Source organism: Caulobacter sp. AP07 (assembly GCF_000281955.1).
Taxonomy (GTDB): Bacteria; Pseudomonadota; Alphaproteobacteria; order Caulobacterales; family Caulobacteraceae; genus Caulobacter.
Map to the genome: position 1 here is coordinate 1 of NZ_AKKF01000091.1, position 13,811 is coordinate 13,811.

At 68.5% G+C, this 13,811-nt stretch carries 15 protein-coding genes; 7 read left to right on the forward strand and 8 right to left on the reverse strand.

Annotation, left to right across the window (positions count from 1 at the left end; all coding sequences use genetic code 11):
• Positions 1 to 842, forward strand: an 842-nt coding sequence (locus PMI01_RS05885) for a hypothetical protein (RefSeq protein ID WP_007665253.1), incomplete at its 5' end; no start/stop codon positions are given.
• Here the strand turns inward: PMI01_RS05885 and PMI01_RS05890 are convergent.
• Genes PMI01_RS05890 through dndB form a run of 5 tightly spaced genes read right to left on the reverse strand, consistent with a single transcriptional unit; the run spans position 839 to position 6,431 of the window.
• The gene (locus PMI01_RS05890) at positions 839 to 1,396 is read right to left on the reverse strand and encodes a hypothetical protein (protein ID WP_007665254.1); all 558 of its coding nucleotides are present in this window, start codon (positions 1,394 to 1,396) and stop codon (positions 839 to 841) included. The two genes, PMI01_RS05885 and PMI01_RS05890, sit on opposite strands and share 4 nt — an antisense overlap.
• A 5-nt stretch (positions 1,397 to 1,401) precedes the next feature.
• A complete protein-coding gene (dndE, locus tag PMI01_RS05895) occupies positions 1,402 to 1,788 on the reverse strand; it encodes a DNA sulfur modification protein DndE (protein WP_007665255.1) in 387 nt (128 codons plus the stop codon).
• Positions 1,788 to 3,782 carry a DNA sulfur modification protein DndD gene (gene dndD / locus PMI01_RS05900; protein WP_007665258.1) on the reverse strand — a complete coding sequence of 665 codons (1,995 nt, stop codon included), beginning with the start codon at positions 3,780 to 3,782 and terminating at the stop codon, positions 1,788 to 1,790. Before dndD ends, dndE begins: the two co-directional genes overlap by 1 nt.
• Positions 3,779 to 5,353: a DNA phosphorothioation system sulfurtransferase DndC gene (dndC, locus tag PMI01_RS05905; protein ID WP_007665261.1), complete on the reverse strand. Its 1,575-nt coding sequence runs from the start codon at positions 5,351 to 5,353 to the stop codon at positions 3,779 to 3,781. Before dndC ends, dndD begins: the two co-directional genes overlap by 4 nt.
• On the reverse strand, positions 5,340 to 6,431 hold the full coding sequence (gene dndB, locus PMI01_RS05910) for a DNA sulfur modification protein DndB (RefSeq protein ID WP_007665267.1): 1,092 nt from the start codon (positions 6,429 to 6,431) through the stop codon (positions 5,340 to 5,342). Before dndB ends, dndC begins: the two co-directional genes overlap by 14 nt.
• On the opposite strand from dndB, the gene PMI01_RS05915 reads away from it, so the two are divergent.
• The 4 genes from PMI01_RS05915 (at position 6,421) to PMI01_RS05930 (ending at position 9,188) form a co-directional block, all read left to right on the forward strand.
• Positions 6,421 to 7,692 (forward strand): aminotransferase class V-fold PLP-dependent enzyme, encoded by a 1,272-nt coding sequence (locus PMI01_RS05915; RefSeq protein WP_202948069.1) that lies wholly within the window; start codon positions 6,421 to 6,423, stop codon positions 7,690 to 7,692. The genes dndB and PMI01_RS05915 overlap by 11 nt on opposite strands.
• Before the next feature lie 280 nt (positions 7,693 to 7,972).
• Positions 7,973 to 8,578, forward strand: a complete 606-nt coding sequence (locus tag PMI01_RS05920) for a hypothetical protein (protein WP_007665271.1) — start codon at positions 7,973 to 7,975, stop codon at positions 8,576 to 8,578.
• Positions 8,578 to 8,853 (forward strand): hypothetical protein, encoded by a 276-nt coding sequence (locus tag PMI01_RS05925; protein WP_007665273.1) that lies wholly within the window; start codon positions 8,578 to 8,580, stop codon positions 8,851 to 8,853. The genes PMI01_RS05920 and PMI01_RS05925 overlap by 1 nt, the downstream gene beginning before the upstream one ends.
• On the forward strand, positions 8,850 to 9,188 hold the full coding sequence (locus tag PMI01_RS05930; RefSeq protein WP_007665274.1) for a hypothetical protein: 339 nt from the start codon (positions 8,850 to 8,852) through the stop codon (positions 9,186 to 9,188). Before PMI01_RS05925 ends, PMI01_RS05930 begins: the two co-directional genes overlap by 4 nt.
• 20 nt (positions 9,189 to 9,208) lie before the next feature.
• On the opposite strand, the gene PMI01_RS05935 is transcribed toward PMI01_RS05930, so the two are convergent.
• The 3 genes from PMI01_RS05935 to PMI01_RS05945 form a co-directional block, all read right to left on the reverse strand.
• Positions 9,209 to 9,418 (reverse strand): hypothetical protein, encoded by a 210-nt coding sequence (locus PMI01_RS05935; RefSeq protein WP_238537009.1) that lies wholly within the window; start codon positions 9,416 to 9,418, stop codon positions 9,209 to 9,211.
• A 329-nt stretch (positions 9,419 to 9,747) separates the two neighbouring features.
• Positions 9,748 to 10,659: a 3'-5' exonuclease gene (locus PMI01_RS05940; protein ID WP_007665277.1), complete on the reverse strand. Its 912-nt coding sequence runs from the start codon at positions 10,657 to 10,659 to the stop codon at positions 9,748 to 9,750.
• A 168-nt stretch (positions 10,660 to 10,827) separates the two neighbouring features.
• Complete coding sequence (locus tag PMI01_RS05945) at positions 10,828 to 11,754, reverse strand: HEPN domain-containing protein (RefSeq protein WP_007665278.1); 927 nt, start codon at positions 11,752 to 11,754, stop codon at positions 10,828 to 10,830.
• A gap of 388 nt (positions 11,755 to 12,142) precedes the next feature.
• On the opposite strand from PMI01_RS05945, the gene PMI01_RS05950 reads away from it, so the two are divergent.
• Together PMI01_RS05950 and PMI01_RS05955 are read left to right on the forward strand one after the other, a co-directional pair.
• Complete coding sequence (locus tag PMI01_RS05950; RefSeq protein ID WP_007665280.1) at positions 12,143 to 12,664, forward strand: GcrA family cell cycle regulator; 522 nt, start codon at positions 12,143 to 12,145, stop codon at positions 12,662 to 12,664.
• A gap of 175 nt (positions 12,665 to 12,839) precedes the next feature.
• Positions 12,840 to 13,772 (forward strand): DUF2493 domain-containing protein, encoded by a 933-nt coding sequence (locus PMI01_RS05955; protein WP_007665282.1) that lies wholly within the window; start codon positions 12,840 to 12,842, stop codon positions 13,770 to 13,772.
• Positions 13,773 to 13,811 lie beyond the last annotated feature (39 nt).

Genomic DNA, 13,811 nt, shown 5'->3' on the forward strand with positions numbered 1-13,811 from the left:
GGGCGAAGATCGAGCCGCAACTGGCCGCCCTCGCGGCTGAGGCTTTGGCTCTGGCCCGCGAGCCGCTGGTCGAGGAGGTCGAGCCGGCTCTGCTCGAGGCCCTGGACACGGCGAACGTCGCCTTTCGCCAAGCGTGCCGCTGGGCGGTCGAGGCCCTCGACCCGGCCGAGCTCGATCTGGCCCGAGCGCGGCGCCGCGACGATCTGCGGGTTTACTTCGCGCTCAACATCTTCAACCGCCGCCAGGCTTATCGCGACTGGCCCGCCAGCCTACAGGCGGACGTCAAGGCGTTGTTCGGCGGTTTCGGGGCGGCCAACGAGGCCGGACGCGAACTGCTGTTTTCCCTGGGCCAACCTGACATCATGCGAGCGGCGCTCGCGGCCGCCCATGCGCAGGGGTTGGGATGGCGGGACGAAGAAGGCGCCCTGTTCCTTGACGCCCGCCTGCTGGACCAGGCCCCCGCCGCTCTGCGCTGCCTGGCCGGCTGCGCGCGCCGCTATCATGGCGGCCTGGATGACGCCCATCTGATCAAGCTGCATCGCCAGGGCGACAAGGTCTCGGCCATGACCTTCGAGTCCTACGAGGCGCTGACGCCGGTGCTGTGCTCCCGCATCAAGGTCGATCTGGGCCGCCAGCGGATCCAGGAATTCGATCATCGCGGCCAGGACCAGAGACTGCTGGCGCGCTCGCGGGTCATGTCGGCCGATCTTCCCGACTGGGCCGCGCAGCGCGACTTCGATCAACGCCTGCTGGCCGCCTGGCCTGGAGCAGCGTCCCTCTACGCCGACGGCCAGGCCCTGGACGTGATCCTGGCCCGGGCGGGCCTCGACGAGGGCGGCTAGACGGCCTGGCCTTCCTGCAGCCAGCGCCGCAGGGCCAGGCCCGACAGGCGCAGAGGCACGAGCCTTCCTGCGGCCGGCCGCATCAGCACCACCGACCGGGTCTCCTGCGGCCCCCGGCTGACATGGACCGGCCGGTCCGGACCGTAGAGATAGAGGCGGTCAAAGGGCGTGCGGTCGATTATCAGCGCCGCCAGGGCGCGCGCGTCACAGCCGGGGACGTGCAGGTCGACTGCCTGGCCCAGGCGCGGGCAGACCGGGACGCCGCGCGCGGTCAGTTCGTGGCCGGCGTGCTGGTCGAGGTTGGGCGCGATGCGGCCACCGACGTCGCGGGTCAGGCTCGGGCCGGCGAAGCCATAGGTCAGCACCGGTTGGCCCAGGGCTTTGGCGACGGGGTCCAGCACGTCACGGGCCAGGGCGGCGATCGCGGCGTAGGTCGCCGCCTGCCGGGGCCGGTTGTCCGGCCGCAGCCGCGTCCAGGTCTCTCCGCATTCGATCAGGTCGCGGTAGCGGAAGCCCTCGCTGGCCCAGGCGTCGAGGTCTTTGTCCGGGCCCATCGCCCCTAGGCCGCCTCGTTGAGCGCCACGCGCCGGGCCAGGGCGCCAATCGAGCGGATCGACTTGTCCGAGGCCAGATAGCCCAGGCCCCGGTGCAGATGCAGGCGCAGCTGTTCGTGCAGAGTGTGTTCGTCGATGCTGTAGCCGTCGCGGCGGCACCGGGCCTTCAGCAGGGCCAGATAAAGTTCGTGCTGAGGCCCGCCGAAGACGCGCCAGGCAATCTCCAGGGCAGTCTCGCCCTTGACCGTGGGCGAGGGTTTGGTGCGTTCGGCCAGGGAGGCGCACAGCGCCCATCGGCACAGCACGTTCATCGTCTCGATGCCGGTGTGGCGCTTGAGGCGCGACAGCTGCTCGCGCCCGGTCTCGTCGATGCGGATGGTTTCGATGGCCATCAGGCGACCTCCTCGGCGCGAACGAAATCATAGCCCTCGCGCACCCGGCTCGAGCGTTGGGCCGGGTCGAACTCCACCGTCATGCTGTGGCTGATGAAGGGCTCCAGCCGCGCATAGTGGCGCGCGTCGATCTCCTCGTCGGTTGACAGCAGGATGACCTGGTGACCGGCGTGGGGGAAATAGCCGTCGACGAGCCGCTGCCTGTGTCCCGAATCCAGGCGGCCCAGGGGCGTGTCGATGACCGTGGGGGCGGTCTGGCCCGAGGCCTGGGCCAGGGCCCACAGCAGGGCGATGGCGAACAGTTGGCGTTCGCCGGCCGAAAGCTGCTCGAACGGCAGAGCGTCCCAGCCGCCGCCGCTCAGGCGGATGGCGAAGGTCACCGGGTCGATGGTCACTGCGGTGACCAGATCCTCCTTACGCAGCAGGCGCGACAGGGCCTCCAGAACCAGCGCCTCGATGCGATGGACATGATGGCCGATGACCTCGGCCTTGAAGCGCGCCAGGGTCTCGCGCACCCGGGCCGAATGCTCGAGCATCCGCTGTGCGTCCTCGGCCTGGAGAGTCGACTGCACCTGGCGCTCCATGGTGTCCTTGTAGGCCGCGCGGGCGGCCGCCAGGATCCGCTTGGCGTCCTCGACGGTCTTCTGTGCCAACTCCACCTGGGCCTCGGCCTGCTGCAGGGCGTTGGTCTCCGCCTCGACGGCCGCCACCAGCGGGGCGATCGTCTCGGGCGCCGGAATGGCCGCGGCGCGACGGTCGACATCGTCCTTGCGCGCGGTCAGGCTGTCGAGGTCGACGATCAGGGCCTGGCAGACCTCGTGGGCCGCCGGCAAGCCCTGGTCGATCACCGTCTCCAACTGAGCGCGCGCAGGACGAGGCATGTCGAGATAGCGATGGGTCGTGGCCTGCGCGGCGATCTTCTTGCGATCGTCGTCGAGATAGGCGCCGATCTCGTGCAGCATGACCCCGTTGGCCCGGGCGGCCTTCAGCTTCTGCATGACCTGGCGGTCGCGCTTGGCCAGGTGGTCCAGCACCGCCTTGGCGGTGTCGGCCTGGCTTTCCCGCTCGGCCTGGGCGGCGACCTCGCCCAGCAGGTCCTCGACCAGCATCAGCGGGGCCAGCTCGCCGGCCCAGGCGCGCAGGCTGCGATTGACCGCGCCCAGGGCGCCGGTCAGCTCGACGTCCTCGGCCAGAATTTCCTGACGCGCCTGGAAAAGGTCGCCGCCCTGGGTCTTGAAGTTGGTGCGCGCCCGCTCGAGCAGCAGTATTTGCCGGTCGCGATGGCGCTTGGCGCTGGCCAGGGCGGTCTGTTCAATGTCGAGCCTGGCCTGGGCGGCCTCGGCGGCGTCGGCCACCGCCTTCAGGGCCTGCTGTTCGCTGATGCTGGCGTGGGTGGCGGCCTTGCGGCGTTCGAAGACGTCCAGGTCGGTCTGCAGCCGCTCGACGATGTCCAGCCCGAGCAGGGCGCTGACCGCGGTGCCGACGATCTCGCCCGACCCACCCAGATCGGCGAACTGCTCGATCTTCTCGCCGTCGAAGAAGAACAGGGGCGCGATGCGCGGAGGCAGCATTTCCTCGACATATTCGGCCCACTGCGCGGTCAGGACGCGGTCATGGGCGCCATCGACGAAGACCTCGAAGCTTTCGCGGACGCCGGCGTTCTGAACCGACCATGTTCGGCGGATGCGAAAGGCCTGCTCGCGTCCGTCCAGCACGCGGCGAAACTTGACTTCGATCGCCGCGCCGTCCTTGGGCGAGGCGGCGCGGTTGATCGTCCGGCGCAGATATTCGTCATAGGCCACCCCGCCGCGGAAGCCCTGGCTCAACCGGCCGAAGAAGGCCAGCTGCAGGCCCTCCAGGAAGGTGGTCTTGCCCCCGCCGTTGCGCGCGCCGATCAGTATGATCGGCTTGCCGGGGCCTTGGGGCGTCAGGCGGAAGGTCTGCTCGCCGCGATAGACGCCGAAATCGTGCAGGGTCAGCTGGTCGAGAATCACGAGGCTTGCCCTTCCCGGCCCGCGCCGCCTTCGCTCGTCCCGCGGTCGCTGAGTGCCTCATTCGTGGCTTTGGCCGCGTCGTTGAAGTCCATCCCCGCGTCCTTGATGTCCTCCAGCAGCTTGCCTAGGGTGCGCCGGCGCAGCGCCCGCTGGGTGGCGTCCTCGACGTCCTCGTAGAAGCCGCGACGGAAGGCGTCCTCCAGGCGGTCGAACAGCTTGGCGCGCCGCGAGGTCGTGCGGTAGCTGCGCTCGACCTCAAGCAGTTCGCGCACCAGCTCGAAATGTACCTGGTCGTCGCCGGCCGCCGTCTTGAGCAGACCCATCTCGGCCTTGCCGAACGGCTGGGCGTCGTTGAGCGAAGGGCCGTGGAACGGCCGGCCGGTGACCTCCAGGTGGATCGTCGGCAGGCTGTCTTCCAGCTCGAACTTGTCCACCACCCACAGCCGACGGATCTCGGCCAGTTCATCGTGGGTGACTAGCTCGATCCCGCGCACGCTCGCCGGGGCCTTGGGATGGTTGCGCACCACCTCCTGGGCCGCCAAAAGCTGGCGCAGCCAGTCCTCGCGAACGGCCTGCAGATAGGGTCCGGGGATGTGCGCGGCCTTTTCGCGGATCAGTTGGACCCCGCCGCTCATGCGGCGGAAGTCGCGCTTGTCATGGTCGGGCTGATCCAGGGCGTCGCGCAGGGCCAGCAGCGGGGCCATCCACTCCTTGTCCTCGTCGTTGCGGATCATCGCCGACATCGACTTGTCCTTCTCCACTAGGGTGCAGACCCAGCACCCGAACCGGCTGTCGCCGCAGCTGGGGGTGGAGGTGTCCAGCACGATCGGGCATTCGGCGTCGGCCGAGGCGCCCTGGTAGAGGTTGAGCAGGTCGTGGTTGTCGTGCCCCCAGGGGTTTTCGGCCTGCAGCAGGAACATCCAGACGTCGTCGTTCGACCAGTCGCCGATCGGGCTGTAGATGAAGGCGTTGGGCAGGGAGCCGTGGGCGCTGAGGTGTTGCCGCCGAGCGCCCTCGCCATTGGCGTTCATCCGCGCGGCCCGACCCGAGCTCTCGGCCTTGCGCACGCCCAGGACCACGATCGCCTCGCCGTTCTGCTTGACGACGTTGGAGATGAAGGCGTCGGCGGGGCGGATCTTCATCCGTTCGGTGCACCAGCGAAACTTCGGGCGCGGGGCCGGATAGCCCCGGCCGATCAGATTGACCCAGAAGGTGTTCTGCACGTCGGGGGTCAGCTTGTGCGGATAGATCGGCAGGCCCGCGGCGCGCGCGGCCTCGCCCATCACCTTGTGGGACTGATCTACCCAGGCGGCGACCACGGGGTTCTCCACCAGGGTGTCGGTCGAGATCACGTGCACGTCCTTGCGCGCCGTTCCTTCGGGCAATTGCGACAGGGCCATCCAGACCAGCTGGAGCACGGCGGTGGAGTCCTTGCCGCCGCTATAGCCGACCACCCAGGGGATCTCGTCGGAGAGGTAGAGGGCCTGGATGGTGGCGACCATATCCTTGAGCGCGGCGGCGAGGCCGCGTTCGAAGGCGGTTTTACGGGCGGGGCGGTCAGGCGGCGTCATGGAGGTTCCGATGCAAGCTGTCCTCGACCCGGCGGTCCTCGGCCGAAAGCGCCAGGCCCAGCTGCTGCTTGATGTAGTTGGCGGTCAGGGTGACGTTCTGGGTGGCCTTGGACAGCTTGCCGCGGACGACCGCCCGGCCGGCCCAGACCGGGTTGCTGCGCGACCAGTCGATCTCGGCCAGGACCGTGAGGCGCTCGCGCCAGCCATCGGGGTCTTCGCGCAGCAGGGTCGCCCCGACCTTGCCGAAGGCGTGCAGCACCACGCCATGGGAGTGGATGAGATCCTGGCGGACCTCGCTGGAGGCGATGCGGCCGCGGCGCACCTGCTCCCATTCCGGAAGATGGCTGGCCACGGTCTCCCAGAAGGCGCGCGCGACCGTCAGGGCCGCGTCCATGTCTTCCGGTTCGCACTCGCTCAGCAGGGCGTTTGTGGCGTGATAGATGGCGCTGAAGGTGAACAGTCGGCGCGAGCGCAGGGAGAGGTTATTGCGCTCGGTCTCGACGAGATCGCGAAAGGGCAGCGCCTCGGCCACCAGTCTGCGGGTCAGCTCGGCCGCGTCGTCGCGATGATCGTAGAGGATCGAGATCGAGGTGGAGGGGCGGATCGCGTAGCGGTTCAGGTCAGCGAACATCTGCTGCGATCGCGCTAGGCCGATGTCGCTGAAGAACACCACGGCGATCGTCTCATGGCCCATCTCCGGGCGCTGGCGCAGGGCCATCTCGATCGCGGCGCGCCGGTGCTGGCCGTCATTGATGATGAAGGTGCCGGTCATCGGAATGCGCAGGGTTCCCAGGTTCTGCTCCTGGCCGCCCTCCGGTTCGAACACCAGGTCGGCGTCCACCGAGGCGGTGATCGCCGAGAACACATAGCTGTCGCGGTGATCGGTCATGTAGCGGGCCATTTCCGGCACCCGCGCCTTGTTCAGCGTCCGCTGGGCGCGAAGCTCGGCGGTCAGCTCCTCCTCGTCGAAAAGGAAGATCCGCGGGATGAGCCGCAGGGGGCACATCGAGACATAATATTCCCGGCCGGCCTGGATGCCGCGAATGGCCGGGAACACATAGTGGAAGGTGTCGGCCATTGAACTCGTCCGTCACGGTTTAACGCGGCGGTTCCTGCAAAAACACAAACTGTTTGTCAAACAAGATCGCAAACAGATAACGTACTCTTGCCACCTCCGGTCGGATTCGTCCATGCCCGTCTACCTCGACAATAACGCCACCACGCCCCTCGAGCCCAGCGTCAGGGCCGCGATGCTGCACTATTTCGACATCGAGTACGGCAACGCCGGCAGCCGCACCCACGCCTTCGGCAGCGAGGCCAAGAAGGCCGTCGAGCGAGCCCGCGACCAGGTCGCCGCCGTCGTCGCGGCCGACCCCGCTGAGGTCATCTTCACCTCCGGAGCCACCGAGGCCAACAACCTGGCCCTACTTGGACTGGAACCCTTCGCCCGCGCTCAAGGGCGCGGTCACTTCATCACCACGGCGATCGAGCACAAGGCGGTCTTGGAGCCGCTCGAGGCGCTGGCGGCCCGGGGGCTGGATGTCACATTCCTGCCCGTCGACGCCAGCGGACGTGTGTCCGTCGCCGACCTGGCCGCCGCGCTGCGTCCCGACACCGTGGCCGTCTCGGTCATGCAGGCCAACAACGAGACCGGCGTCCTGCAGCCGATCGCCGAGATCGCCGACCGGCTCGCCGGCCACCCGGCCTATCTGCATGTCGACGCCGCCCAGGCGTTCGGCAAATCGCTGGACGATCTGCGGCTCAAGCGGGTGGATATGATATCCGCCAGCGCGCACAAGCTTTACGGCCCCAAGGGAGTCGGCGCCCTGATCGCCCGTCGTCGCGGGTATGACCGCCCGCCGCTGTCGCCCCTGATGTTCGGCGGCGGTCAGGAACGGGGATTGCGTCCCGGGACCCTGCCGGTGCCGCTGATCGCCGGATTCGGCGCGGCGGCCGAGGCGGCCATGCAGCAACAGCGCGCGCGTCAAGCCGCGAATCTGGCGGTCCGTGAACGCGCGCTGGCCGCCTTTGCGCCCTTGCGTCCGACCTTGATTGGGGACCAAACCTGCTGTCTGCCGCATGTGTTGGCCCTGGCCTTCGCCGGCGTCGACTCCGAGGGCTTGATGTTGGCCATGCGCGAAAGCGCGGCCTTGTCCAATGGATCAGCCTGCACCTCGGCCAGCTACCAGCCCAGCCACGTGCTGGTGGCCATGGGCCTGGCCAAGCCCACCGTCCGCGGCGCGGTCAGATTGTCCTGGAGCCACCTGTCGGGCGAGCCTGATTGGGACGCCATGGCGCACGCAGTCGGCACGCTGCGTTTTTCGGAATCTTTCGCTTAGAGGTGGCTTGCGGCCTGACAAGAGCCTCTAGCTCTCAACTGGAATCCTCCGCTCCCGAGCTATGGGGAAGTCGAAGATCCGACGAGCGTCGGAAACGGGCGCTTGCGGCGCGCCACGCCGGCTCGGAGAGCCGTTCCAACGACGAGCCCTGACGCGGGGCGGTAGCTCGGTAGCGCTTGGGTTCGATTGTCTTCAGTATGCGCCCGACCGGGCCCCGGGGGACGATGAATTGCAGATGTTGTGGGCGCAGATTCTCCAGGACGTGGCGAGATCCCCGGTCTTGGCCGCGTGGTTCACCGCCGGGGGCGCGATCATCGCCGCCACGGTCAGCGCGTTGGTCTCGTATCTGGTCGCCTATCGCTCGGTCTATATCAACGCGGTCACCGCCGAGCGCTCCAAGTGGATCGAAGCCCTGCGCTCGACCATCTCAAAATATTCCGGCGCGGCGGGGAGGGTCAGCGCGCGGCGCGCCCTAGGGGCCTATGCCAAGGACCAGGATTGGGCGAGCGACACCGAACACTTGCAGACCTTGTTGTCGGACCTGACCCTGCGGCTCAATCCCAACGAGGCCGAAGCCCAGAACCTGCTCCGGTCGGCCATGAAACTGGATCAGGCCGCACGCCTTCACAGCCCTGCGGCGGTGATCCTGGCCAATGAGATCATGATCCGTCACGCCCAATGGGCCGCCAAGGTGGAATGGGATCGGGTCAAGGAGGAGGCGTCGGGCGTGATGCGGGCGCCGACCTTCGCCTGGCGCAAGTGGCGTCGCGGCCGGGCCTACGCCAAGTTCTTGAAGGGGGCCGGTTCGCTGGATCGCCTCGACGCCATCGGGTCGGGGGTAAGCGATGCGGACCTGACGCTCCTGCGGAGCGAGATGGACACCTGATGGCGGCGCGTCGGGACGGTCAGGCGTCGATCTTCGCCTACCAGATGGAGCGGTTCGAGGCCGAGGTGGTTGTCCCGGTTCTGGCGAAGCTCGTGCCGATCCCCAACGCCCTGCGCGGGGGCCCCCGCAAGACCAGGGTTCAGACCGCCAGGGACAATGGTCACAACGCGCTTTGCTACACCGCCAGGCTGTCGTTCGCCCTGACCGTGGGGCGAGCTTCGAACGCAATCTGCGTTTCTGGCTTGGCCGGGCCGCGCCCGATCAGCGCGAAGTGATCCATCGGGCCGCGCGTCCGGCGCTGTTGCGCTGGCTGCGTGATCTGAAGGGACTGGATCTCAAGCAGGCTGGTCTCGAAAACGACCTGTCAGAGCTTTGGGAAATCACCGCCATGGCCCGCCATGGCGATGGCCCGGCCGCCGATCGGGTCGCCGTCAAGAACCCGGACCTGTGGGCGCACAACGATCCGTACCTGCAGGCCCTCTACGACGCCGACGGGCTGCGGGTTCACTCGGCGCGTGTCTCCGATCAAGATTTGGCGCGATACTTCAAGGCGGTGATCGGGCTCTGGCGTCTGGCCGAACGGGCTCGACCACCCAGACCCGCCGGGTAATGATGCTCCCTGACGCGGTGTCAGGGTCTGAAGGCCTCTCCAACCTCGCCATAGATCGTGGCCGTGATGGCCATGGCGAGAATCGCGCAGACCACCATGCCGACCAGCGTGGCGTCGTCCAACTGGGTGGCCCGGGCCATCATGGCGCGGAGGTCCTGGCAGCCGCTGAAGTGTTTGCGGATCGCGGCGATCAGATGCCTCAGTTCGAGGAGCGCGCCGACAAGGACCACGGCCCTGCCCACTCCCATGACCATATCAACAGACACCACCGTCTCCCGTTGGGCGGCCTGTCGGTCGAGGGAATGGGTCGGAACACGACGACGCATTCGATCGACGCAGCAGGTCCGCTGCGATCCATCCAATGCCGTCGTCTCGGGCGCTGAGCCGATCGGAGATTCGTTACCGTCGACCCTTTGGAGTCGATCGTTGCTGGTTACCAATTACGCCCACTCGGACTGGCGCAGAGCGCAAAGCCGGAGTGCCCTTATACGCCTGATAGCGGGGGGCAGGGTCATCGTGCATGAAGACGTTTCGCAGATCAAGGGTGACCAGGGCCATCTCAGGCCCGCTCGGAGAACCGCTCGAACGCGGTGATCCGGCGAGGGGCCAGGTGGACCTCGCCGCCGTAGATCTCGGTGCGGAGATAGGCCAGTTCCGCCTCGCGGTCGGCCTCGGCGACGTCGATGTACCAGGCCTTGGGCGCGAGGGCCTCGTCGCCGTTCCAGCGGTAGCCGCGGTCCTTGAGCTTGTCCTTGAAGTCGAACGGCGCCCGTTCGGCGCAGATGCGCCAGGTCGGCGAGCGGGCCGCCTCCAGCATGTGCCACATGGCCGTGCGGCCGCTGGACAGCGGCCGGGCCAGGATCTCCAGGCCGGCCAGGCAGTCGTTCTCGGCCCGGTGGCCGTCGAAGAAGAACCCGCACTGGCTGGCCAGATAGGCGAGCTTTGTCCCCTCGAACCCCTCCCCGGCCCAGTCGACCTGGGTCATCGAGCAGGCCCAGCCCTTGTGCTTGAAGGCCTCGCAGAACCGCTCGACGAACCGGCGGTCGAAGCTGGCGTTGTGGGCGGTGACGATCACCGCCGGTTCGATGAAGGCGGCGACCTGGGCCGGGTCGATCGACTTGCCGGTCACCATGTCGTTGGTGATGCCGGTGATCTTGGTGATCTCCTCGGGGATCGGGATCGAGGGCTCGCGCAGTTCGACGAAGGGCGCGCCGACGCCGCACAGGCGGCCTTCGGCGTCGTACTGGTAGGGAACCATGGCCAGTTCGATGATCTCGTCGCGGGCGGCGTTCTTGCCCGTGGTCTCCACGTCGAGATAGACGCCCTGCCGCAGGGTCGTGGGATCGCCCACCGGGGCCAGGGTGCAGCCTTCGAACCGGCGCAGCAGGCGGTAGCGGCCACTGGCCTCGAGCTGGCGGGCTAGGACCTCCAGGGCTTCGGGGTCTGGAAGGGGCGGTTCGGGGTCGGTCATGCGGCGTCCGGGAATCGTCTAGCCCATCCTGCCACATCGTTGCGGTCTGGGGACGCGGGTTGGGCGTCCCGCCTGCGGCGGCCAGGCTCTAGGCGACGCCGTCGCCCCAAGCCCCCTCCCCTGCCGGGCGCGGGGTCTCGGCCCATGCGGGTGACGATCCCTGACGCGTCAGGGGGTCCGGCCGGCCCCGCCGGCCAGTTGGGCGAGACGGTCGTCACAGACCATGCGCGCCAAGTCGACTAGGCCCTCGACCGATCGCCTCATATCTTCCAGTTCCGCCGTGGTGATCTGGTAGGAGGCCTGATTGTAACGGGCGTCGACATAGGCGCGCTTGAGCTTTTCGAACGGTTTGCGGGCGCTGCGCGGTTCGCGTGGCCAGGCCGGGATGAGGCGAGCGTCTTTGCCCTCGGCTTGGCCGCGCAGGAATTTGATGTTGTGCGAGCGGGGCGCGTAGAAGCCCGTGACGAGCAGGATGGCGACATAGGCGGCTTCTACGACCTGATGGAGGTCGAAGGCGGCCTTTTGAGGCCAGTCCTTCCTTTGACCTTTGGCGATGGCGTCGCCGCTGCGCTCGAGCGAAGTCTCCATCGCGTCAAACTGCTCTCGATAGTAGTGCTGAGCGAGGTCGAACGCCTCTGCTGGGAACAAAGGCTTGAGCGGATGGAAGGCATGGCCGGGGACCTCGTACAGGGCCACGCCCTGGTCCGCGACCTCGCGGAAGAAGTACTGACCCGCGTTCAAGGCGCGGTTCACCTCACCCAGATCGTGGACGATCAGATTGACGATGCGGCCGATGGCCGGGTCGTGCAGGATCTTCTGCTCGGTCTCCCACCAGTAGTCGGCGATGTCGGTCAGTTTCTCGTCGCTGACCACGACCAGGATGTCGAAGTCGGACAGGTAGCCGTTGTGCGGCTCGTCGACGAAGTCGCCGCGCGCATAGCTGCCGAACAGGATGATCTTGTAGACCTTGGCGCCGCGCCGCCACGGCTGGGTGCCGCCGGCGGTCGCCGTCTGGAACCCCCGCAGCAGCAGGCCGGTGATCCGGTGCAATTCGTCTTGCTGGACGGCGGGGAGGTGATCGAGATTCGACTTCATCGCGGTGAGTCTCGCCGAGGCGGCGGCGGGGAACAAGCGCTTTGCGCGCCGGGCCCTCGGGGGGTACGTCGTCGGCCGCGTCCGCGCCGGGCGTTGAGAAGGTGCTCGATAGCGACACCCGCCAACGTCTTTAGCCGAAGCCTGGACATGCACGTTGGCCACCCGGGCGGACAGGTCCGATCCCATGGGGGGAGAGTCGGATCGAAGCGATCACGCGACCGACGACGTGGGAGGTTTCTAAGTCGCATTCGCAGCTGTGCCAATACCGGAGAAACTCAGTATTGGCCGGGCTTGGTCGGCGAGGGGTGTCCGGGCGCCGGGGTTGGAAAGGGCAAAGGGAGGGATCCGTCCGCGCGCCGATCGGGCGCGTGCAGACGAGAGTTTCCCCATGTCTTCTTCATCCTGGAGCGCCGAGCGGATCACCGCCCTGCGCCGGCTTTGGCTGGAGGGCGCCAGCGCGGCCGAGATCGCCAAGACCCTGGGCGGGATCACCCGCAACGCCGTCATCGGCAAGGTCCACCGGCTGGGTCTGGCCGGTCGGATGGCGCCTTCGGCGCCGCGTCGAGCGCGTGTCTCTCCTGGCAACGCCCGTCCCGTCCGGCGGGTCGCGTCGCCCAAGCCCCCTCCCCCGCCGGCAACGCCGGCCGTGCGCGCCAGGCCCCGGGCGACGCCCGCCGTCGAGGCGGTCGCCCGGGTGTTCGACGCCTGCGGGCTGACGGCGCGAACCTGCCGCTGGCCGCTCGGCGATCCTCGCCAGGCGGGGTTCGGCTACTGCGGCGGCGAGGTCAGCGGCAAGGGTCCCTATTGCGCGGGCCACCACCAGATCGCCTGCCCGCCCCGGCTTCAGGTCGGACGAGACCGCGAACGGAGCGATGGGACGGCGCGGTGGGTCGGCGCCGGAGGGCCGTGATCGGGTCCTGACGGCGTGAAGGCCGGCCCTTTGGCTCCAGCGACCTCGCCACCGTCCGTCGCCGGCCACAAGGGGCGCTGCGCTCAAAGCCCTTGTGGCCCTCGCCGGGCCGGCGGCGCGGGGCGGTCGGGAGCCGACGGGCTCTTCCTCCAACCCCGCTTAAGGGACAGATCCCATGACCTCCAACGCCCCCTCCCCGCTCACCGGTCCCCTCACCGCCTTCGAGGCCCAGGCCTTGACCCTCGACGATCCGCGCCCGCATCCGCCGGAGGACGCCCTGACCCAATTGGGTCAATGCACGATGACCGAACTCCTCGACGTGCTGGCCGACACCGCCCTGGAGGACTTCCAGACCACCCTGGCCGAGGCCCTGATCGGCGCCTTTCATTCGGCCGCCCAGCGTATCGAGCGCGAGGCCGACCGGGCGCGCGACGACCTTGGTCGCCAGGTTCGCGACTTCGACGGCTCGGAGATCGGCGACACCGACCTGCAGGAGGCCACGCGGCGCACCCGCGCCGCCGACGTCGCGGTCCAGGCCGTGGAGATGATCCGCGACGCCGCGGCCCAGGCCTACGGCCTGGCCACCGGCGAGGTCTGGCAGCCCTGGCGCGGCGGCGTGAAGGCCTCGCGCGCGACCGCCGCCCAGATCGAGGCGCGCGAAGCCATCCGCGCCCTCAAGGCCCGTCGCCACAACGTCTTGCCGCCGGGCGCCGTGGTGGTGGGGTTCCGCGCCGCGCCCCAGGCCGACACCGCCCTGGACGCGGGCCGCATCTTCGACGCCCTCAACTGGGCCCGCCAGACCTGGCCGGACATGGCCCTGGCGGTGACCGGCGCCCGCGGCGGCGAGAAGCTCGCCCAGAAATGGGCCAGGTCGCATGGCGTGGCCACCGTCCTGGCCAGGGCCGATTTCGATCGCAACGGAAGGGCCGCGCCGTTCCGCGCCAATGATGAATTGCTCGAGCTGGAGCCCGTCTGCGTCCTGATCCTGGCCAACTCCCTGGATCCGGCCCGAGGCGGCGACCTGAAGCCGTTCGGCCCGGCTCTCAACCTGGCCCAGAAGGCGGCCGAACGGGGCGTGCGCTGCGTGGCCGTCCGCCTTCGCGAATGAAGGAGGGGCGAGGCGCGGCGGCGTCAGCCGCCGCGTCTG